Here is a 20,368-nt window from a genome sequence, read left to right as displayed (position 1 = left end):
TCTCGCCCGGGCGACCCGTCGAACCCGGACAACTATAAATATGTCGATAGGTCGCTGCCGCTACTGTGATTGGACACTGACGCAGAGTCAACTAGCCTTGTCGAGGCGGTTCTTCGCGAGGAGAAGGCGGAGAACCGGGACGGTCCGAGCCACGAGGGGGGAGGCTCGGACCGTCCGTACCGCACAAGTGTGGGGAGCTCAGCTTCCGGTGACGGCCTCGGCCAGCGCACGTTCGACGTCGGCCACCAGGTCGGCGGCGTTCTCGGCCCCGACGGAGAAGCGGATGAAGCCTTCCGGCACGGCGTCGCCGCCCCAGCGCGCCCGGCGTTCGGCGGTGGAACGTACGCCTCCGAAGCTGGTGGCGTCCTCGGCGAGATGCAGCGCCGAGAGGAAGCGCTCGGCGGTCCCGCGATCCGCCAGCACGAACGACACGACCGAGCCGAAGCGCTGCATCTGCCGCACGGCGTTCGGGTACGAGGGATCGGTGGGCAGGCCGGGGTAGCGCACTCCGCTGACCTCCGGATGCTTGGCGAGAGTCTCGGCAAGCAGGAGGGCGTTCGTGCACTGCCGCTCGATCCGCAGCTCCAGTGTGGCCAGGGAGCGGTGGGCGAGCCAGGCCTCCATGGGGCCGGGGATCGCACCGACCACCTTGCGCCAGCGCCGCACCCCCGCCGCCAGCTCGGAGTCCCGGCAGGTCACATGGCCGAGCAGGATGTCGCCGTGGCCGGTCATGCCCTTGGTGTCGCTGGCCACCGAGAAGTCGGCGCCGAGCTCGAGCGGGCGCTGGCCGAGCGGGGTGGCGAGGGTGTTGTCGACGGCCACCAGTGTGCCGACCGCGTGAGCCGCCTCGACGAGCCGTCGCACGTCGCAGACGTCGAGCCCGGGGTTGGACGGGGTCTCGATCCACAGGAGCTTCGCCCCCTCCAGGAGGGCCAGCTGTGCGTCACCCCCGGTCGGCGCGGTGCGCACCTCGACGCCGTAGGCCTCCAGCTGCGCGCGCACCAGCGGAAGGGCCTGGTAGCCGTCGTCGGGCAGCACGACGACATCGCCGGTGCGCACCTGGGACAGCAGGACCGCGGAGACCGCCGCCATGCCGGAGGCGAAGACCATGGTCTCGACGTTCTCACCCGGCGCCTCGAGCTCGCCGATGGCCCGCTCCAGATGGGTCCAGGTCGGATTGGTGTCACGGCCGTAGGTGTACGGCCCGGTCGGCTCGCCGGAAAGATGGAAGTGAGCGGCGAAGACCGGACCGGGGAGAGTGGGCTCGTACTGCTGCGGTTCCGGCAGTCCCGCACGTACCGCCCGGGTTCCGTCGCCCATGGTGCTCATACAGCTTCCTCGTTTCTCTCCCCGGTCGGTCGCCGGTCCTGGCGTCACTGTTTCAGCTGTCCGGGGTTCAGTCCTCGTCGGGCAGGACGACGTTCAGCGCCCAGGACACGATCGAGATGATCAGACCGCCGAGGATGGCGGTCCAGAAGCCGTGGACATGGAAGCTCAGATCCAGCACGTCGGCCAGCCACGAGGTCAGCAGCAGCATCAGGGCGTTCACCACCAGGGTGATCAGCCCCAGTGTCAGGATGAAGAGCGGCAGTGTGAGCAGCTTCACCACCGGCTTGACGAGGAAGTTGACCAGGCCGAAGATCAGCGCGACCACGATCAGGGTCAGTATCTTGCGGCCGGTGCCGCCACCGGTCAGCGTGATGTCCTGGAGCAGCCAGATGGCCACGGCCAGCGCACCCGCGTTGGCGATCGTCTTGACTACGAAATTCTTCATGTGTCTGATCGTGGCAGACACGATCGGTGGCGGACACCGGCAGGGCAGAGGCAAGGGGCGGACGGGCCATGAAGGCATTCAGACTGGACGAACTGGAAGCGGAACGGGCCGCCAACGACGGCGCCTATCTCCAGTTCATCCGCGAACGGAACATGTCTGCCGGTCTGTACGCCCTGGACGCCGGTGAACTCGACCCGCAGCAGCCGCACAACCAGGACGAGGTCTACTTCGTCGTCAGCGGGCGCGCATCGATCACCGTGGGCATGGAAACGACGCAGGTGGGCAGGGGAAGTGTCGTATATGTGCCGGCCGGCACCGCCCACAAGTTCCACCACATCACCGAGGATCTGCGCGTCATGGTGGTCTTCTCGCCGCCCGAGGGCTGAGCCCTGCCTCAGGGATCCCTAGGGGATCGATCAGGGGAGTTCAAGGGCTCCGGAGCCCCGCAGCCCGCCCCTGCGCCTCTAGCATCGAAGCAGGAACTCACAGAGACGAGGTATGGACGATGGCCGTGCGGGAGATATTCGCGGGAATGCCCTGGTGGGTGAAGTGGATCGCGGTGCCCGTCATCGCGATCGTCGTGTTCGGCGGCCTGATCGCCAGCATCGTCGGGTTTGTGATCTGGCTGCTGTTCAAGGTCCTGCTCGTCGTGATCCTGGTCGGCGGGCTCGTCTTCGTCGTACGGAAGTTCATGTCGTCCTCCTCCTCGGGAAGCGACTGGTAAGCGCAGACCTGCTGGGCGATTAGCCCAGCTGAGCTAAGCGGAAGGTGAAACGGCACCCCGCCCGGATGCTCCCGATACAGTGGCAGTCCGCTGCCGCCGCCTGGGAAAACACCGTCAGTCGCCACCCTGACCAGTGGTTTGTACGGCATCCGGCCTTCTGGACCCCAGGCCTGCGGCAGATCTGTGGGGGCGGCCCCCACAGGCGGGCTGACCGCCCGTCACCATGCCTGGGGGTGACCGTTGACCACGGCATCGAGTACCGCTGTTCCGACGCTGATCGGATCGGTGCAGCGGGCGCTGAGGCTGCTGGAGGCTGTGGGCACCCATCGCGACGGGGCCCCGGCCAAACAGTTGGCAAGGGAAGCGGGACTCCCCCTTCCCACCGCCTACCACCTGCTGCGCACGCTGACGCACGAGGGATATCTGCGCAGGGAGAACGGGGTCTTCCTCTTCGGCGCCGCTGCGGAGCGGCTGGTGGACGACGGCGCACTGCAGAATCGTCGCAGCAGAATGACGCAGTCCCTGGGCCGGTGGCGGGACATCATCGGCGCCCCGGTGTACTGCGCCATCTACCGCGAAGGTGAGATCGAACTCGTCGCGGTCGCGGACACCCCCGCCATGCCGGCGGTGGAGGAGTGGGCCGCCTTCGGGGAGACGGGGCATGCCCACGCGATCGGCCAGTGTCTGCTGAGCCAGCTCGACGAGCAGGCGCGCGAGGATCACCTGGACCGGCATCCGGTACGACCGCTGACCCGCCACTCCGTGCGGGACCGTCCGGCACTTCGTGAACGGCTGCGGTCGATCGAGCGTATGGAACCTGTCATCGAGCGACAGGAGTACGCCCTCGGGACGGTCTGTGCGGCCATCCCGATCGCGGCCGGATTCACGGCCGCTGCGATGGCCATTTCGGTCCCCCTCGACCAGGAAGAACGGTTGCTCCCCGCAGTCGAACGACTACGTGGCGAAGTGGCCAGCCTCTTGCGTTCGTTCGTGTTCTCTATCAGTATCTGAAAAATCACTCCTTGTGATCTGCTATCGGGTGCACCACGATGGCGTCAATAGGGCCATGGGGGATCATTCCTGGCCAGATTCATCTACTGCGGGGTTGAACGATGCGCGAGTCGGTTCAAGCTGAGGTCATGATGAGCTTCCTCGTCTCCGAGGAGCTCTCTTTCCGTATCCCGGTGGAGCTCCGGTACGAAGTGTGCGATCCGTACGCGATCCGGATGACCTTCCATCTGCCCGGCGACGCCCCCGTCACCTGGGCTTTCGGCCGTGAGCTGCTGCTCGACGGTCTCAACAGCCCCAGTGGTGACGGCGATGTGCACATCGGGCCGACGGAGCCCGAAGGGCTGTCCGACGTCCACATCCGGCTCCAGGTGGGCGCTGACCGTGCGCTGTTCAGGGCCGGAACGGCACCCCTTGTGGCCTTTCTCGACCGGACGGACAAGCTCGTGCCGCTCGGGCAGGAGTGCACGCTGGGTGACTTCGAGGGCAATCTGGAAGAGGCGCTGGGGCGAATTCTGGCCGAGGAACAGAACGCCGGCTGATGAAGGCTGTGCTCATGGCCTGCATGCCGGTCGAACAGCACACCTGCCGAACGGGTGAATCGCTCTCCGTGTCCGGGCACTCAGGACCTCGCCCGGCGACGGCGTCCCTTACCGCTGCGTACAGGTGCCGGCGCTCCGGAATCCGCGACGAAACCGGTGCGGTCCGCGGCGACGACCAGAGCCGCGAGCGCGGTGGTCACCGGCACCGAGGCGACCAGTCCGATCGAGCCGATCAGTGTGCGCACGATCTCCTCCGCCACCAGTTCGCTGTTGGCCACCGCTCCCACGCTGCTCCGGGCGATCGAGAACAACAGCAGCAGCGGAAGCGCGGCGCCCGCATAGGCGAGCACCAGGGTGTTGACCACCGAGGCGATGTGGTCGCGTCCGATTCTGATCCCTGCCCGGTAGAGCTCCTTCGCACTCATCGTGGGGTCTGCCTGATGCAGTTCCCAGACCGCCGAGGTCTGGGTGACCGTCACATCGTCGAGCACCCCCAGGGAACCGATGATGACGCCGGCCAGCAGCAGCCCGCTCATGTCGATGTGCGGATACAGGCCGTGGATGAGGCCGGTGTTGTCGTCGGTGTTCCCGCTCAGACTCGCCCAGCCGATGAAGAGCGAGCCGAGCAGCCCGATCAGCAGCAGTGAGATCAGGGTGCCGATGACGGCGACCGAGGTGCGGGCGGTCAGCCCGTGGCAGATGTAGAGCGCGATCAGCATGATGGCGCCGGCCCCGACGACTGCCACGACCAGCGGGTTCGAGCCCTGCAGGATCGCCGGAAGGATGAACAGGGTCAGGACGGCGAACGACAGGGCGAGCGCCACCAGCGCCATGACCCCGCGCATTCTGCCCACGGCCACCACCACCAGGGCGAAGATCCCGGCCAGCAGCAGCAAAGGGAACTTCCGGTTCACATCGGTCACGGAGTACTGGAGATCATGGGGCGCGTCGGGCGCGTACGCGACGACGACTCCCTGTCCCTCCCGTAGTTGCCGGGGTGCGTCCGGCTGGACGACCTCGATGAACGTGCGGCCCTTGTCCTGGCCGCTCGTCACTTCGACGGTGGCCTTCTCGCACAGGTCCTCGCCGGTGGCCGGCTCGTCCGTGGGCCGCGATGTCTCACCGCTGACGGGGATCTGGGAGGCGTTCACGTCCTTGCAGTCGACCTTGTCGACGTTCACCACCTTGCCCTGCTGGGTCTGCCGGTCGAAACCGACTCCGGTGCGCTCGTGCGCCGGCGCACCACCGGGCCAGAGGACCATGAGCCCGACGACGACCGCGGCCGCGAACGGGATCAGCACGGCGGCGATCACCTTGCGCAGATGGCCGGAGACGGGTGCGGCGGGGCCGTGGCTGTGGGAGTGCGTGTGCTGATGGCCCTGCGGTGCGGAGTCGTTATGAGGGGTTGTCACCGGCCGATCATCGCAAGAGGAAAGGGGCCCTCTGGCCAGCCGGCCGATGAGGGCGCTAGCGTGGTGGCACCTTTGCACACGCGGGAGCTCGGAGCACCGGGCTGAGAGGGCGCTGATCTCCGTACGCCCGTACGGGACAGGCTGCGCCGACCGCCGAACCTGTTACCGGGTAATGCCGGCGTAGGGAGTAGGTCTCATGACCACATCGGACGCACGCACGCCTGCCTCGAACCAGAGCGACGAGGCCGGGAAGTCCATCGGATGGCACAAGGGTTACGTCCAGGGCTCACGCCCGGACCTCCGGGTGCCGGTCCGTCAGGTGCACCTCACCAACGGCAAGGACGTGACGCTGTACGACACCTCGGGGCCGTACACCGATCCCTCGGCCGAGACCGATGTCCGCCGCGGTCTGGCGCCGCTGCGGGAGAACTGGATCATCGCCCGTGGCGACACCGAGGAGTACGCGGGGCGCCCTGCCCGCCCTGAGGACGACGGGCTCAAGCACACTTCGCCGCGCGGTGGGCTGCGCAATCTGGACGCGGTCTTCCCGGGCCGTCCCCGCCAGCCGCGGCGCAGCCGGGACGGCCGGCCCGTCACCCAGCTCGCGTACGCCCGCCGGGGCGAGGTCACTCCGGAGATGGAGTACGTGGCGATCAGGGAGAACGTCGAGCCGGAGGTGGTGCGCGAGGAGATCGCCGCCGGCCGGGCCGTGCTGCCCGCCAACGTCAACCACCCGGAGATCGAACCGATGATCATCGGCAAGCGGTTCCTGGTGAAGGTGAACGCCAACATCGGCAACTCCGCGGTCTCGTCCTCCATCGAGGAGGAGGTGGACAAGATGACCTGGGCGACCAAGTGGGGCGCCGACACGGTCATGGATCTGTCCACCGGACGCAACATCCACACCACCCGTGAGTGGGTTCTTCGCAACTCCCCCGTGCCGATCGGCACCGTGCCCCTGTACCAGGCCCTTGAGAAGGTCGACGGCAGGGCGGAGGAGCTGACCTGGGAGATGTACAAGGACACCGTCATCGAGCAGGCCGAACAGGGCGTTGACTACATGACGGTCCACGCCGGCGTGCGCCTGCCGTATGTACCGCTTACGGCCCGTCGCAAGACCGGCATCGTCTCCAGGGGCGGCTCGATCATGGCGGCGTGGTGTCTCGCGCACCACAAGGAGTCGTTCCTCTACGAGAACTTCGAGGAGCTCTGCGAGATCCTCGCCTCGTACGACGTGACGTACTCCCTCGGCGACGGGCTGCGGCCCGGGTCGATCGCGGACGCCAACGACGAGGCCCAGTTCGCGGAGCTGCGCACCCTCGGTGAACTGAACACCGTCGCCAAGCGGTTCGGGGTCCAGACCATGATCGAGGGCCCGGGCCACGTCCCGATGCACAAGATCAAGGAGAACATCGACCTCCAGCAGGAGATCTGCGAGGAGGCGCCGTTCTACACGCTGGGCCCCCTGACGACCGATGTGGCGCCGGCGTACGACCACATCACCTCGGGCATCGGCGCCGCGATGATCGCCTGGTGGGGGACGGCGATGCTCTGCTACGTGACGCCCAAGGAGCACCTCGGTCTGCCCAATCGGGACGACGTGAAGACCGGGGTCATCACCTACAAGATCGCGGCTCATGCGGCGGACCTGGCCAAGGGGCACCCGGGGGCGCAGGAGTGGGACGACGCGCTGTCGGACGCCCGGTTCGAGTTCCGCTGGGAGGATCAGTTCAACCTGGCTCTCGATCCGGACACGGCACGGGAGTTCCATGACGAGACGCTGCCGGCCGAGCCGGCGAAGACGGCGCACTTCTGCTCGATGTGCGGCCCGAAGTTCTGCTCGATGAAGATCAGCAGAAGCATCACCGAGCAATTTGCCCCCGATCTGGTCCCTTCTGCCTCGGACAGGGAGATCGAGGCGGGGATGCTGGCGAAGTCCAAGGAGTTCGCGGCGAGCGGGAACCGGGTGTACCTGCCGCTCGCGGACTGATGCGACGAACCGGCGACTGAGTTCGTCCTGAGGAGCCCGGTCCGGGCGGCCCCACTCGGGCCGGGCTCCTCAGGACGGTCAGGCCGCGGTGTCCTGTGGGTACCAGCGGAGTTCCACGGTGTTGCCGTCCGGGTCCCGGACGTAGACCGATGTGGCGTTGCCCCGGGCGCCGAAGCGATCAACAGGGCCTTCGATGACGGAGAAGGCCGCCGACTTGATGAACTCGTCCCAGTCCACCGGTTCCACGGTGAGACAGATGTGGTCGACGTTGGATTCTCCCCGAGGGCGACCGACCAGGTCGATGATGGTTTCGGGAGTGATTCGCACGGAGGGGAACGGGATTTCGCCGGCGCGCCACTCGGCAACGCGTACCGGTTCCAGACCGAGGCTCCCGACGTAGAAGCGCAGGGCTCGTTCGACGTCACCGACGTTGAGGACCAGGTGGTCGAATGCCTTGACGCGCAGAGAGGTCACTGCTTCTCCAGAACGATGAGTTGGTGCCGGACGGACGCTCTCCACGATCCGCCGGGGGGAGTCCGCCAACAAGACGGGATCGGAATACGATCGTTTAGTCCGATTCAACGATGGGGGCATCATGCTGGAACGGGTGGAGATCGAGACCTTTCTGACGCTTGCCGAGGAGCTGCATTTCGGCCGTACCGCAGAGCGCCTCCGCGTGACGACCGGGCGGGTCAGCCAGGTGATCAAGAAACTTGAGCGGCGGATCGGCGGCATGTTGTTCGAGCGGACCAGTAGAACCGTTCGACTCACGGCGATCGGGCGTCAGTTGGCCGATGACCTGGTGCCGCTCGTCGCAGGGATGGAGGACGCGTTCCGAAGGGCCGCCGACGCCGGTCGTGGAGTCACCGGAGCACTGCGGGTCGCGTTCCTCGGTGAGTGGACAGCGCCTGCACTCCTGAAAGTCGTCGATCTGTTCAGTGAGCGCCACCCCGACTGCAGGGTTGATGTACGGGAGGTTCAGCTGTCCAACTCCCGTGCGAGTCTTGAGGACGGCTCGGTGGACGTCCTCATCGCCTCGTACCCGTTCGACGGTATGGCCTGTGGGCCGAAACTACTGACGGAGAAACGGGTGCTCGCCGTTGCTGCCGGGCATTCGCTCGCCGACGAGGAGTCCGTGTCCGTCGAAGTGCTCGCGGAACACCCGGTGGTGCAGTACCCGGAAGTGACCTCGGCGGTGTTCAAGCAAGATCGCACACCGGACCACACTCCGTCGGGCAGGCCGGTGCCGAAGGGGCCGGCCGGAGGTTCGTTCTCCGAAATGCTCACGCTGGTCGCGAGGGGAAAGGGCGTTCTTCCGGTCGGGGAGCACTCCCGCCGTTACTACCCGCGACCGGACATTTCCTATGTGCCCATGCGCGACGCGCAGCCGATCGAACGGGGACCGGTCTGGCTGGAGGGGAATGCCACAGAGCGGGTCCACGAGTTCGTACGGGCTGCGGCGGATGTTGCCGAGGAGCTGTCGACCGCTTGAGTGTGAGTCCGGGAACGGTCCGGAACACCCGGGGGCCCGGAGGCCCGGGGACGAGTGTCCCGGGCGCCGGACCACGTCAGTCCAGCTCGTGCTCCGGCCCCCCGAAGTCGGGGCTTGTGAAGTCCGGACTGGTGAACGTCGGGCGGGGAGCGGCGGCCGGGCCGTCGCCCGGGCTGGAGAAGTCCGGCCTGCTGTAGCCGATCTTCGGGATGCGGTTGGGCGAGCGGTGCGGGACGCGCGCGGCCGGGGCGGCCCCGGGGTCGGCGAGGGCGTCCCGCAGGAACGGCAGGATGCCGCGTTCCAGCAGGGCGTGCCGCCAGGCCTCTCTGGCTCGCGCCACGTCCTCCGGCAACTCCTCACCCTGCTCCTCGGCGGCCAGCGATGTCGAGCCGTTGCGCAGAGCCGTGATGAGCAGGCCGACGGCGGCCACGAGGATCGCGGCCGCCGTCGCCGCCGCGAAGAACCAGCCCGCACCGACCATGGTGCGCGCGAACGCCGGGGGCGGATCGAGCGCCCTGAGGATGTAGCCGATGAGCAGGAAGATCACCGCGGCGGTGCCGGCCAGCACCGGGGCCAGCACGGTGATGACGACTCCTATGCCTGCGCCCGAGTGGTTCATGCCGGCCGGGTCCGCGTCAGGTTCACCGTCCTCGTCCCGGCCGGCGGCCGTGGCGGCGCGGATCTCCTCGCGAGCCTTGACGTAGTGCTCGTACTCGGTGGCCGCAGCGGCAGTGATCAGCGCCGTGGCAGCCATCGCCATGGTACGCAACTGCACCGGGTTGAGCCGTTCGCCGACAGCGGCCAGATCCGGTCGTTCATGGGCGTGACGCAGTGCGTCGTCGAGGATCCGCTCGTACTCGGGGCGGTCCTCGGTCAGCAGGTGCGGAGCGCTGTTCATGTGCATCCCCCGATGCTCCGTAGGGCCTGTGTGCCCGTTCGAACCGGGCAGTCGGGCGGAAACGGAGGAGAGCCTGCTACTGATACGCCGATGGTAGAGCGCCCACGGCACGGGGTGACAGGGGGTTTCCGGAAATAAGGCCCAGTGGTCCGCGTGTTCAGGTCGGGATGCGTCTTCCCCGAAGAACGTCAGTCATGCAGCGGGAGTTGGACGACCAGTAGTTTTCCGGCCATGGTCACTCCGCCGTCCATGGCGATGGCGAGACCGTCCGCGTACACGTGCGGTCCGTCCACCAGCGGCCCCGACCTGTCCTCGCCGTCCTCGGAACCGACCTCGCCCAGAAGGTAGGGAATGGGGCTGTGACCATGGACGACGCGTCGGCCGCCGTACGCCGCCATGAGCTCCTGCACGGCCTGCGGACCCGATTCGTCGCGGAACGCGAACCGCTTGGTCAGCTTGCGGAAGAGGTCCCAGCATTCATCGGCGTCGTTCCGCGTGAGAATGGCGTGCACCGTGTCGTTGACGTCCTCGATGGTGGACCCGTAGTCGAGGTACGCCGTCGTGTCCGAGTGCATCAGGAGGTGCTCGTCCTCCTCGACGACGGCGTCGAGCCGGGACATCCACTGGAGGTGGACGTCCTGGAGCCGTTCCATGTCGGTCTTCTGGCCGCCGTTGAGCAGCCAGGCGGCCTGGAAGGTGGCGGTGCCGGCACCGGAGTTGACCGGGGTGTCGCCGAACCTCTTGGCACCGATGAGCAGGAGCTCGTGGTTGCCCATCAGGGCCTTGCAGTACCCGCCGGCGGCCGCGGCCTCGGCGGACAGCCGCATCACGAGGTCGATGACGCCGATTCCGTCGGGCCCCCGGTCGGTGAAGTCGCCGAGGAACCAGAGTCGCGCGTTGCCCGCGGCCCAGCTGCCCTCGGAGTCGATCAGGTCCTGTTCGGCGAGGGCGGCGAGGAGCTCGTCCAGATAGCCGTGGACGTCACCGACGACGTACAGCGGTCCGAGACCCGGCTCCTGGGCGGGGCGCGGGTCGGGCACGCTCCGCACCTGGACGGTGTCCTCGCGGCTGATCACGGGGAGGTCGCGCGCGGTCGGGGTGTACCCCTCCGGCGGCTCGCCCCCCGGGAAGGTGTTGCCCGGACGCGGGGCGGGCGGCGCAGCGGACTGCGCATAGGGCGGTACGCGGAAGTCGCGCAACGTCGCCGTCCGCACCACGGGTTCCTGACCGGCCCCCTGTGTCATCGACCCCTCCACCACCATCGCGCCGCCGTACACCTGACGGGCCCTGCTGGTCGGGGTGGTCCGCGGTGTCGTGCGCCCATCATAGGAATGAGGATCGTGCTCTGTGACGCACCAGGGGTGGTGAATCCGCGCGCACGCCAGGTTCGTCGGTCGATTAGTCCCAATTGGCCTGATCAGTCCCCGGCCGGGGAGCGTGGAGCGCTGACCGTGGTGCGTGGCGGACGGCGTTGCGAGGAGGTCCGGACGATGAGTTCCGTCGGTATGACCTGTTCCACCGGTCCGTCCTGGTCGACGCCTTCGATGGCGTCGATGAGCAGCTGGACGACCGCCGTGCCGATGCGGCGCGGCTTGAGCGAGAGCGTGGTGATGGGCGGCTCGGTCGTCGCGTACACGGTGGACTCGCTGCAGCAGACCAGGAGCAGGTCCTCCGGGACGCGCAGACCGTACCGGCGGGCGGCCGCCAGCAGATCGGTGCCGTTGGGGTCGAAGAGGCCGTAGACGGCGTCCGGGCGGTCCGGACGGGCCAGCAGGCGGTCCGCTGCCACCGCGCCCGCGCACGGGTCGTGGGCGGGGTAGGACTCGTACACCGGGTCCTGGCCGACGCGCTCGCACCAGTGGAGGTACGCGGTGGTGGACAGCCGGGTGTACGTGTCGGTGGTGGTGCCGGTGAGCAGTCCGATGCGGCGCGCGCCGGCTGCGGCGAGGTGGTCGAGCAGGTCGAGGACGGCTGCCCGGTGGTCGTTGTCGACCCAGGCGGTGACCGGGAGGGTCCCGGCCGGCCGGCCGTCGGAGACGACGGGCAGTCCCTGGCGTACGAGTTCGGTGACCACCGGGTCCTGGTCGGAGGGGTCGATGACGACGGTGCCGTCGAGTGCGACGTTGGACCAGACGTCGTGGCGTGAGGTGGCGGGAAGGATGACGAGGGCATAGCCGCGGGCGAGTGCGGCAGAGGTGGCGGCTCTGGCCATCTCGGCGAAGTACGCGAATTCGGTGAAGGTGAAAGGTTCATCCCCGTAGGTGGTCACGGTCAGGCCGATCAGGCCCGACTTGCCGGTACGGAGCGTTCGGGCCGCGGCGGAAGGGCGATAGCCCAAGCGCTCGGCGACCTCGCGGACATGGCTGCGGGTGGCGTCCGGGAGCCTGCCCTTGCCGTTGAGCGCGTCGGAGACGGTCGTGATGGAGACCCCGGCGGCGGCGGCCACGTCCCGGATACCTGCTCGTCCCTGCCGGCCGCCGCGCCGGGGGGTCTCCGTCCGGCTCACCTGGTGCTTCCCTGCTGCTGTCATGGCGAGCCGATAGTAGGGCTCGGGCGGGTACTTGGGCCGGTCGCATATGCACACGTTGGCAGGCACGTTTCTGCATGGTCATCAAGCCCCAATCGCCTTTGGAACGGAGGGAGTTATGGGGTGGTGCCGTCATGTGTCACGTGTCGGGCCGGATGGGCCTGCCGATACGTCGATGTCTCGAAGAGGTCTCAACTCACCTCTTCGAGGGACGCGCGCCACGGAGTGAGCCACCGGCGCACGCCACGGCGAGGGGCGCTCCCCCTCATTCCGGGGTCCACCGGACGAATCATCGGTCCGCCCATTCGCACCGGCGCCCAATCCTCATAAGGTGAGCAGTATTGATGTGTACGGATGGTCGAGGAGGACCTGCGGTGAGCGAGACGAGCCCCAAGCTGCGTGCCGAACTGGATGGCGTCCCTGCCTATGTGCCGGGCAAGCCGGCCGCGGCGGACGGACCGCTCGCGTTCAAGCTGTCCTCCAACGAGAATCCGTACCCGCCGCTGCCGGGAGTGATGGAGTCCGCGCTGGCCGCGGCCGCGAACTTCAACCGGTACCCGGACATGGCGTGCACCGGTCTGATGAACGAGCTGGCGAACCGTTTCGGCGTGCCGCTCTCACACCTGGCCACCGGTACCGGTTCGGTCGGCGTGGCCCAGCAGCTGCTGCAGGCCACCTCGGGCCCGGGCGACGAGGTCATCTACGCCTGGCGTTCCTTCGAGGCGTACCCGATCATCACCCAGGTCAGCGGGGCGACCTCGGTGAAGGTGCCGCTGACCGACGGTGAGGTGCACGATCTGGACGCGATGGCGGACGCGATCACCGACCGGACCCGGATGATCTTCGTCTGCAACCCGAACAACCCGACCGGCACCGTGGTGCGCCGGGCGGAGCTGGAGCGGTTCCTGGACCGGGTGCCGGGCGATGTGCTCGTGGTGCTCGACGAGGCGTACAAGGAGTTCATCCGCGACGTCGAGGTTCCCGACGGCATCGAGATCTACCGGGACCGGCCCAATGTGGCGGTGCTGCGCACGTTCTCCAAGGCCTACGGTCTGGCGGGGCTGCGGGTCGGCTTCGCCGTGGCCCACGAGCCGGTGGCGGCCGCGCTGCGCAAGACGGCGGTGCCCTTCGGCGTCAGCCAGCTGGCCCAGGACGCGGCGGTGGCGTCACTGCGGGCCGAGGATGAACTCCTGGGCCGGGTGGGTTCCTTGGTGTGCGAGCGGCAGAAGGTGTACGAGACGCTGGTGCGGCAGGGCTGGACGGTGCCCGAGTCCCAGGCGAACTTCGTCTGGCTGCGGCTGGGGGACCGTACCGCCGACTTTGCCGCGGTCTGCGAGAAGGCCGGTGTGGTGGTCAGGCCCTTCGCCGGTGAGGGTGTGCGGGTCTCGATCGGCGAGGACGAGGCGAACGACCTGTTCCTGAAGGTGACGGAGTCGTACCGCAAGGATCTGTAGCACCGGCATTCCCCGGCCGGCCCGGCCCCGTGCCTCGTTCGCGAGGTGCGGGGCCGTTTGCGTGCGTGGACGTGGATGCCCGGGGGGCCGTGTCCGTGGGCGCGGATGCCATGCCGGGGGTGTCTGCTTCGGGGGTAATGATCGTTACGTCCCGGGAGGGGTACCCCGGTCTTACCTTCCGAAAGCCTGTGCGCCATAATTGCTTGTGAATGTGAACGCGTTCACAAGCGTGTCCCGTTTCCTCCGCTATTCAGTCGGATTTATAGGACAAACTGCCGGTGTATTGGCGGCGACGTAAGGAGAAGACGACGTGGAGCTGGCTCTGGCGCCGGAGACCCTGGCGCGATGGCAGTTCGGAACGACCACCGTCTACCACTTCCTCTTCGTTCCCCTGACGATCTCTCTGGCCGCGCTCACCGCCGGCCTGCAGACCGCCTGGGTGCGGACCAATAAGGAGAAGTACCTCAGAGCCACCAAGTTCTGGGGAAAGCTCTTCCTGATCAACATCGCCATGGGCGTCGTCACGGGCATCGTCCAGGAGTTCCAGTTCGGGATGAACTGGTCCGACTACTCGCGGTTCGTCGGCGACATCTTCGGTGCCCCGCTCGCGTTCGAGGCGCTGATCGCCTTCTTCTTCGAGTCCACGTTCATCGGCCTGTGGATCTTCGGCTGGGACAAGCTGCCGAAGAAGATCCACCTCGCCTGCATCTGGATGGTCTCGATCGGCACCATCCTCTCCGCGTACTTCATCCTGGCGGCCAACTCCTGGATGCAGCACCCGGTCGGCTACCGCATCAACAAGGAACGCGGACGCGCCGAGCTCACCGACTTCTGGCACGTGCTCACGCAGAACACCGCGCTCGCCCAGTTCTTCCACACCATCACGGCGGCCTTCCTGGTCGGTGGCGCGTTCATGGTCGGCATCGCCGCCTTCCACCTGGCGCGCAAGAAGCACATCCCCGTGATGCGGACCTCGCTGCGGCTCGGACTGATCACCATCGTGATCTCCGGTCTCCTCACCGCCGTCAGCGGTGACCAGCTGGGCAAGGTGATGTTCAAGCAGCAGCCGATGAAGATGGCGGCGGCCGAGGCGCTGTGGGACGGGCAGAACTCCGCACCCTTCTCGATCTTCGCGTACGGAGACGTGAGCAAGGGCCACAACTCCGTCGAGATCTCGATCCCCGGGATACTGTCCTTCCTCGCCGACGACAACTTCAACTCGTACGTCCCCGGCATCAACGACATCAACAAGGCCGAACAGGAACGCTTCGGGCCCGGCGACTACCGGCCCAACATCCCCGTCGCCTTCTGGAGCTTCCGGTGGATGATCGGCTTCGGTATGGCGTCCTTCGGCCTCGGGATCCTCGGACTGTGGCTGACCCGGAAGAAGTTCATGCTGCCGCCGGGGATGCGCACCGGTGAGGACGAGGTGCCCCACCTGGTCCTGTTCAAGAACAAGGCGCTGAGCCCGAAGCTCGCCAAGTGCTACTGGATCGTCGCGCTGTGGACCCTGCTCTTCCCGCTGATCGCCAACTCCTGGGGCTGGATCTTCACCGAGATGGGCCGTCAGCCCTGGGTGGTCTACGGCGTCCTGCAGACCCGTGACGCGGTCTCCCCCGGTGTCTCCCAGGGCGAGGTGCTCACCTCGATGATCCTGTTCACGGTGCTCTACGCGGTGCTCGCCGTCATCGAGGTCAAGCTCCTCGTGAAGTACATCAAGGCCGGACCGCCGGAGCTCACCGACGCCGACCTCAACCCGCCCACCAGGATCGGCGGCGACGACAACGACGCCGACCGCCCCATGGCCTTCTCCTACTGAGAGCGCAGGGAGCTGAGAGATGGAACTCCACGACGTCTGGTTCGTGCTCATCGCCGTTCTCTGGACCGGCTATTTCTTCCTGGAGGGATTCGACTTCGGGATCGGTGTCCTGACCAAGCTGCTGGCGCGGGACCGTAAGGAACGACGGGTCCTGATCAATACGATCGGACCCGTCTGGGACGGCAACGAGGTGTGGCTGCTCAGTGCCGGCGGGGCGACCTTCGCCGCGTTTCCCGAGTGGTACGCCACGCTGTTCTCCGGCTTCTACCTGCCGCTGCTGATCATCCTGCTCTGCCTGATCGTGCGGGGTGTCGCCTTCGAGTACCGGGCGAAGCGGCCCGAGGTGAAGTGGCAGACCAACTGGGAGCACGCGATCTTCTGGACCTCGCTGATCCCGGCCCTGCTCTGGGGAGTGGCCTTCGGGAACATCGTCCGCGGCGTGAAGATCGATGCGGACATGGAGTACGTGGGCAACTTCTGGGACCTGCTCAATCCGTACGCGATCCTCGGCGGACTGGTCACGCTCTTCCTCTTCACCTTCCACGGTGCGGTGTTCGCCGGCCTCAAGACGGTCGGGGACATCCGGGCCCGGGCGCGCAGTCTGGCGCTGAAGCTGGGCGTGGTCACCGCGGTTCTCGCTCTGGGTTTCCTGATCTGGACCCAGATCGACAACGGTGACAGCTGGAGCCTGATCGCGATGATCGTCGCCGTGGTGGCCCTGGTCGGGGCGATCGGAGCCATTGCGGCGGGACGCGAGGGCTGGTCCTTCGCCTTCTCCGGGGTGACCATCGCGGCCGCGGTCGCCATGTTGTTCCTGACGCTCTTCCCGAACGTCATGCCGTCCTCGCTGAACGATGCCTGGAGCCTCACGGTCACCAATGCCTCGTCCAGCCCGTACACGCTGAAGATCATGACCTGGTGTGCGGGGATCGCCACTCCTGTCGTCCTGCTCTACCAGGGCTGGACGTACTGGGTGTTCCGCAAGCGCATCGGTACGCAGCACATCGCCGACGCGCACTGAATGCAGTGAGTGCCTTGACCGAGCCGAGCGCCATGGGGTGTTTCACGTGAAACCGATCGATCCGCGTCTGCTCCGCCACGCCCGTGCCACCCGCCAGTTCCTGGTGGCAGTGGTGGCACTCGGACTGGCCGGAGCGGCGCTGGTCATCGCCCAGGCGATGCTTGTCGCCGAGGTGGTCGTGGGCGGCTTCGAGGACGGACTCACCGGTGAGGGCCTCCGCACGCCTCTCCTCCTGCTCGTTGCCGTCGCACTCGGCCGGGCCCTGGTCTCCTGGCTCACCGAACTGGCCGCCTACCGGGCCGGTGCGGCCGTCAAGTCCGAACTGCGCGGGCGTCTTCTCGCCCGGGCGGCAGAGCTGGGCCCGGACTGGCTGAGCGGGCAGCGCACCGGTTCGCTGGTGGCTCTCGCCACGCGGGGGATCGACGCGCTCGACGACTACTTCGCGCGCTACCTTCCACAGCTCGGACTCGCGGTCGTGGTTCCGGTGGCCGTGCTGGCCAGAGTCGTCACCGAGGACTGGGTATCGGCCGCGATCATCGTCGTCACGCTGCCGCTCATCCCGCTGTTCATGATTCTGATCGGCTGGGCCACCCAGTCGCGGATGGACCGGCAGTGGCGCCTGCTCTCCCGGCTCTCGGGACACTTCCTCGACGTGGTCGCGGGACTGCCGACGCTGAAGGTCTTCGGCCGGGCCAAGGCCCAGGCCGAGTCCATCCGCACCATCACCTCGCAGTACCGGCAGGCGACCCTGCGCACTCTGCGGATCGCCTTTCTCTCCTCCTTCGCCCTGGAGCTCCTGGCGACGCTGTCGGTGGCGCTCGTCGCCGTCACGATCGGCATGCGCCTTGTGCACGGTGAGCTCGACCTCTACACCGGACTGGTGGTGCTGATCCTCGCGCCCGAGGCCTACCTGCCGATCCGGCAGGTAGGCGCTCAGTACCACGCCGCCGCCGAGGGACTGTCGGCCGCGGAGGAGATCTTCGCCGTCCTGGAGACCCAGCCGCGCACGGGCGGTACGCAGGACGTTCCCGGTTCGCTGCGGCTGGAGCTGGAAGGAGTGACCGTTCGGCACGCCGGGCGCACCGAACCCTCGCTCGCCGGGGCCTCGCTGGTGGTGGACGAGGGGGAGACCGTCGCGCTGGTCGGTCCGAGCGGCGTCGGCAAGTCCACCCTGCTGAACGTGGTGCTGGGGTTCGTGGAACCCGACGAGGGCCGGGTGCGGGTCGGCGGGACCGATCTGGCTTCCCTCTCCCCCGAGCGCTGGCGCGAGCGGATCGCCTGGGTGCCGCAGCGGCCACACCTCTTCGCGGGTTCGATCGCGGAGAACGTCCGGCTGGCCCGCCCCGGGGCGGACGACAGCGCGGTGACGGCTGCGCTGCGCGATGCCGGGGCGTACGAGTTCGTGGCCGCGTTGCCGGATGGCGCCGACACGCTTCTCGGCGAGGACGGCGCGGGGCTTTCCGCCGGACAGCGCCAGCGGCTCGCGCTCGCCCGGGCGTTCCTTGCGGACCGGCCGGTGCTGCTGCTCGACGAGCCGACCGCGAGCCTGGACGGGGAGACGGAGGCGGGCATCGTCGAGGCGGTACGACGGCTGGCGATGGGCCGGACCGTCCTGCTGGTCGTCCACCGGCCGGCGCTTCTGGCGGTGGCCGACCGGGTGGTGACGCTGGCTCCTGCCGGAGGGGCCGAGCGGGCGTTGGACGAGACGTCTGCCGCGGTGCCCGTGGCGTTGGCGGCCGAGGCATTCGCTGCGGTGCCTGGTGCGGTGTCCGGTGGCGCGTCCGTTGTGGTGCCCCGGGCGGTGTCCGGTGGCGCGTCCGTTGTGGTGGCCGAGCCGGTGGGGGCGCAGGCAGCCGCCGTGGCGCCCGAGACGGCACGGGAACCCAAGGTGCTGCGGGACACCGCAGCCTGGACCGGACATGTGCTCGCCCGGGTGAGGGAGGCCGCCGGCGCGCAGCGCGGCAGGCTGCTGCTGGCGCTGTTGCTGGGGAGCCTGGCGACGGGCTCGGCCGTCGGCCTCATGGCCGTTTCCGGCTGGCTGATCTCCCGCGCCTCCGAACAGCCTCCGGTTCTCTATCTGATGGTGGCGGTGACGGCGACCCGCGCCTTCGGGATCGGGCGGGCGGTCTTCCGCTACGCCGAGCGCCTCGTCTCGCACGATGCCGTGCTCCGCATGCTCGCCGAGCTCCGTGTCGCGGTCTACCGAAGCCTGGAGCGCATCGCGCCCGCGGGCCTGCGCCGGACCCGGCGGGGAGACCTGCTCTCACGGCTCGTCGCCGATGTGGACGCCCTTCAGGACTACTGGCTGCGGTGGCTGCTGCCCGCGGGGACCGCGGTCGTCGTAGGGGCGGGAGCCGCCGGCTTCACCGGCTGGCTGCTGCCGGAGGCGGGCCTCGTACTGGCCGCCGGACTGTTGCTGGCGGGGATCGGGGTCCCGCTCGTCAGCGGAGCCTGCGCCCGGCACGCGGAGCGCCGCCTGGCGCCCGCACGGGCCGATCTGGCCACCCGGGTCACCGACCTGCTCGGCGGAACGGCCGAGCTGACCGTCGCGGGTGCGCTCCCGGGGCGCGTGGACCGGACCCGGGAGGCCGATGGCGCGCTGACCCGGATCGCCGCCCGGGCAGCGGCCGCCACCGCGCTCGGCGGCGGTCTCAGCGCTCTGATCGCAGGCCTCACCGTGGTCGCGGCCGCTCTCGTCGCCCTTCCCGCAGTGGCCGATGGCCGACTGGCCGGTGTGGCACTCGCCGTGGTCGTCCTCACCCCGCTGGCCGCCTTCGAAGCCGTGACCGGCCTGCCGGTCGCCGTGCAGTACCGGCAGCGCGTCAAGCGGAGCGCGGAGCGGGTGTTCGAGGTGCTGGACGCCCCGGTTCCGGTGCAGGAACCCGCCGCCCCGGCCGAGGCTCCCGCGTCGCCCTTCCCCCTGGAACTGAGGGGGCTGTCCGCCCGCTACGCAGGGGCCGGACGCGATGCGTTGGACTCCATCGACCTCACACTGGAGGCAGGCCGGCGGATCGCGGTCGTGGGAACGTCCGGTTCGGGGAAGACCACGCTGGCCCAGGTCCTGCTCAGGTTCCTGGACACACGGACGGGGACGTACCGGATCGGTGGGGTGGAAGCCTCCGCGCTGGACGGGGATACGGTGCGGCGGTTCGTCGGCCTCTGCGCCCAGGACGCCCACATCTTCGACAGTTCCATCCGGGAGAATCTGCGGCTGGCCCGTACCGGCGCGACAGACGCGGAACTGCGCGACGCCCTCGGACGGGCCCGGCTGCTCGACTGGGCGGAGGCACTGCCGGACGGCCTGGACACCCTCGTCGGTGAGCACGGCGCCCGCCTTTCCGGCGGTCAGCGCCAGCGGCTCGCCCTGGCACGGGCACTGCTCGCGGACTTCCCCGTGCTGGTCCTGGACGAGCCGGCCGAGCATCTCGACCTGCCGACGGCCGATGCCTTGACCGTGGACCTGCTGGCGGCCACCCAGGGGCGTACGACGGTACTGATCACACACCGTCTCGAAGGCCTGGAAGCCGTCGACGAGGTTGTCGTTCTGGAGGCGGGTGCCGTCGTGCAGCGCGGCCCGTACGACGCCCTCGCAGCGGTGGACGGGCCGCTGCGCCTGATGCTTGAGCGTGAACGGGAGACCACACTCGCTTCCGTCGAGTCGGCGGGCGCACATGCGTGAGACATCCGGCCCGCCTCCAGCTCTCGAC

At 68.2% G+C, this 20,368-nt stretch carries 17 protein-coding genes; 10 read left to right on the top strand and 7 right to left on the bottom strand.

Annotated elements, in window-relative coordinates:
- Window positions 1–198: 198 nt before the first annotated feature.
- Together OG912_RS16405 and OG912_RS16400 are read right to left on the bottom strand one after the other, a co-directional pair.
- On the bottom strand, window positions 199–1,329 hold the full coding sequence (locus OG912_RS16405) for a cystathionine gamma-lyase (protein ID WP_327709973.1): 1,131 nt from the start codon (window positions 1,327–1,329) through the stop codon (window positions 199–201).
- Window positions 1,330–1,396: 67 nt separating this feature from the next.
- A complete protein-coding gene (locus OG912_RS16400) occupies window positions 1,397–1,774 on the bottom strand; it encodes a phage holin family protein (protein WP_326737447.1) in 378 nt (125 codons plus the stop codon).
- Between the two features lie 68 nt (window positions 1,775–1,842).
- On the opposite strand from OG912_RS16400, the gene OG912_RS16395 reads away from it, so the two are divergent.
- The 4 genes from OG912_RS16395 (at window position 1,843) to OG912_RS16380 (ending at window position 4,048) form a co-directional block, all read left to right on the top strand.
- Complete coding sequence (locus OG912_RS16395) at window positions 1,843–2,160, top strand: cupin domain-containing protein (RefSeq protein WP_327709972.1); 318 nt, start codon at window positions 1,843–1,845, stop codon at window positions 2,158–2,160.
- 125 nt (window positions 2,161–2,285) lie between these two features.
- Window positions 2,286–2,498 carry a DUF5326 family protein gene (locus OG912_RS16390; protein WP_326737449.1) on the top strand — a complete coding sequence of 71 codons (213 nt, stop codon included), beginning with the start codon at window positions 2,286–2,288 and terminating at the stop codon, window positions 2,496–2,498.
- A gap of 240 nt (window positions 2,499–2,738) precedes the next feature.
- On the top strand, window positions 2,739–3,509 hold the full coding sequence (locus OG912_RS16385) for an IclR family transcriptional regulator (RefSeq protein ID WP_326737450.1): 771 nt from the start codon (window positions 2,739–2,741) through the stop codon (window positions 3,507–3,509).
- 101 nt (window positions 3,510–3,610) lie between these two features.
- Complete coding sequence (locus tag OG912_RS16380) at window positions 3,611–4,048, top strand: SsgA family sporulation/cell division regulator (RefSeq protein ID WP_114245561.1); 438 nt, start codon at window positions 3,611–3,613, stop codon at window positions 4,046–4,048.
- 80 nt (window positions 4,049–4,128) lie between these two features.
- On the opposite strand, the gene OG912_RS16375 is transcribed toward OG912_RS16380, so the two are convergent.
- Window positions 4,129–5,460, bottom strand: a complete 1,332-nt coding sequence (locus OG912_RS16375; RefSeq protein WP_327709971.1) for a YibE/F family protein — start codon at window positions 5,458–5,460, stop codon at window positions 4,129–4,131.
- Window positions 5,461–5,656: 196 nt separating this feature from the next.
- Here OG912_RS16375 and thiC point away from each other — a divergent pair, with 196 nt between their 5' ends.
- Entirely contained in the window at window positions 5,657–7,450 is a 1,794-nt protein-coding gene (gene thiC / locus OG912_RS16370) for a phosphomethylpyrimidine synthase ThiC (RefSeq protein ID WP_327709970.1), read from the top strand.
- A 78-nt stretch (window positions 7,451–7,528) separates the two neighbouring features.
- Here thiC and OG912_RS16365 read toward each other — a convergent pair whose 3' ends face one another.
- A complete protein-coding gene (locus tag OG912_RS16365; protein WP_327713454.1) occupies window positions 7,529–7,915 on the bottom strand; it encodes a VOC family protein in 387 nt (128 codons plus the stop codon).
- A 142-nt stretch (window positions 7,916–8,057) separates the two neighbouring features.
- Here OG912_RS16365 and OG912_RS16360 point away from each other — a divergent pair, with 142 nt between their 5' ends.
- Window positions 8,058–8,942: a LysR family transcriptional regulator gene (locus tag OG912_RS16360; RefSeq protein ID WP_327709969.1), complete on the top strand. Its 885-nt coding sequence runs from the start codon at window positions 8,058–8,060 to the stop codon at window positions 8,940–8,942.
- Between the two features lie 76 nt (window positions 8,943–9,018).
- Here the strand turns inward: OG912_RS16360 and OG912_RS16355 are convergent, their stop codons facing one another.
- From OG912_RS16355 to OG912_RS16345, 3 genes are all read right to left on the bottom strand, one after another.
- Window positions 9,019–9,846, bottom strand: coding sequence for a hypothetical protein (locus tag OG912_RS16355; protein ID WP_327709968.1), 828 nt, complete (start codon window positions 9,844–9,846; stop codon window positions 9,019–9,021).
- 182 nt (window positions 9,847–10,028) lie between these two features.
- On the bottom strand, window positions 10,029–11,084 hold the full coding sequence (locus tag OG912_RS16350) for a metallophosphoesterase (protein ID WP_327709967.1): 1,056 nt from the start codon (window positions 11,082–11,084) through the stop codon (window positions 10,029–10,031).
- Window positions 11,085–11,257: 173 nt separating this feature from the next.
- Complete coding sequence (locus OG912_RS16345; protein ID WP_326737456.1) at window positions 11,258–12,370, bottom strand: LacI family DNA-binding transcriptional regulator; 1,113 nt, start codon at window positions 12,368–12,370, stop codon at window positions 11,258–11,260.
- Window positions 12,371–12,741: 371 nt separating this feature from the next.
- On the opposite strand from OG912_RS16345, the gene hisC reads away from it, so the two are divergent.
- The 4 genes from hisC to cydD all read left to right on the top strand — a co-directional run bounded on the left by hisC (window position 12,742) and on the right by cydD (window position 20,340).
- Entirely contained in the window at window positions 12,742–13,821 is a 1,080-nt protein-coding gene (hisC, locus tag OG912_RS16340; RefSeq protein ID WP_326737457.1) for a histidinol-phosphate transaminase, read from the top strand.
- Window positions 13,822–14,131: 310 nt separating this feature from the next.
- Complete coding sequence (locus tag OG912_RS16335; protein ID WP_326737458.1) at window positions 14,132–15,640, top strand: cytochrome ubiquinol oxidase subunit I; 1,509 nt, start codon at window positions 14,132–14,134, stop codon at window positions 15,638–15,640.
- 19 nt (window positions 15,641–15,659) lie between these two features.
- Window positions 15,660–16,661: a cytochrome d ubiquinol oxidase subunit II gene (gene cydB / locus OG912_RS16330; RefSeq protein WP_327709964.1), complete on the top strand. Its 1,002-nt coding sequence runs from the start codon at window positions 15,660–15,662 to the stop codon at window positions 16,659–16,661.
- A gap of 46 nt (window positions 16,662–16,707) precedes the next feature.
- The gene (cydD, locus tag OG912_RS16325) at window positions 16,708–20,340 is read left to right on the top strand and encodes a thiol reductant ABC exporter subunit CydD (protein ID WP_327709963.1); all 3,633 of its coding nucleotides are present in this window, start codon (window positions 16,708–16,710) and stop codon (window positions 20,338–20,340) included.
- Window positions 20,341–20,368: the final 28 nt, after the last annotated feature.

It is taken from the genome of Streptomyces sp. NBC_00464, from assembly GCF_036013915.1.
In the GTDB taxonomy this organism is placed as follows: Bacteria; Actinomycetota; Actinomycetes; order Streptomycetales; family Streptomycetaceae; genus Streptomyces.
Note: the sequence above shows the minus strand (reverse complement) of the source record. Positions and strands in the feature narration are given on the sequence as shown.